Raw genomic sequence first — 780 nt, 5'->3', positions numbered from 1 at the left:
ATAATCGCGTCGCCAAACTCTGAACATTTCAGCAGCTTAGCGCCTTCCATCAGACGTTCGAAATCGTACGTTACGGTTTTCGCGTTGATCGCGCCTTCCATCCCTTTAACGATCAGGTCTGCGGCTTCGAACCATTCCATATGGCGCAGCATCATCTCTGCGGACAGGATGATTGAGCCTGGGTTCACTTTGTCCTGGCCTGCGTATTTTGGCGCAGTACCGTGGGTCGCTTCGAACAGGGCGCACTCGTCACCGATGTTCGCGCCAGGGGCGATACCGATACCGCCAACCTGAGCGGCCAGGGCGTCAGAGATGTAGTCACCGTTCAGGTTCATACAGGCGATCACGTCGTATTCCGCTGGACGCAGCAGGATCTGCTGCAGGAACGCATCGGCGATCACATCTTTAATGATGATCTCTTTGCCGGTGTTCGGGTTCTTGATTTTCTGCCATGGGCCGCCGTCGATCAGCTCGCCGCCGAACTCTTCTTTCGCCAACTGGTAGCCCCAGTCTTTGAACGCGCCTTCGGTGAACTTCATGATGTTGCCTTTGTGAACCAGGGTCACAGAGTCACGGTCGTTGGTGATCGCGTATTCAATGGCCGCACGCACCAGACGCTTGGTCCCTTCTTCGGAGCATGGCTTAATGCCGATACCGCAATGCTCAGGGAAGCGAATTTTCTTCACGCCCATCTCTTCGCGCAGGAATTTAATCACTTTTTCTGCGTCTGCAGAGTCAGCTTTCCATTCGATACCGGCGTAGATGTCTTCTGAGTTTTCG

At 54.2% G+C, this 780-nt stretch carries 1 protein-coding gene; it reads right to left on the bottom strand.

Going from position 1 to position 780, the window contains the following annotated elements:
• Nucleotides 1–780: NADP-dependent isocitrate dehydrogenase (icd, locus tag LDK53_RS22715; protein WP_225288142.1), on the bottom strand; the 780-nt coding region annotated here is incomplete at both ends.

It is taken from the genome of Enterobacter sp. K16B, from assembly GCF_020216105.1.
In the GTDB taxonomy this organism is placed as follows: Bacteria; Pseudomonadota; Gammaproteobacteria; order Enterobacterales; family Enterobacteriaceae; genus Enterobacter; species Enterobacter sichuanensis.
The sequence above is the reverse complement of the archived record's forward strand: the minus strand, read 5'-3'. Positions and strand labels throughout refer to the sequence as shown.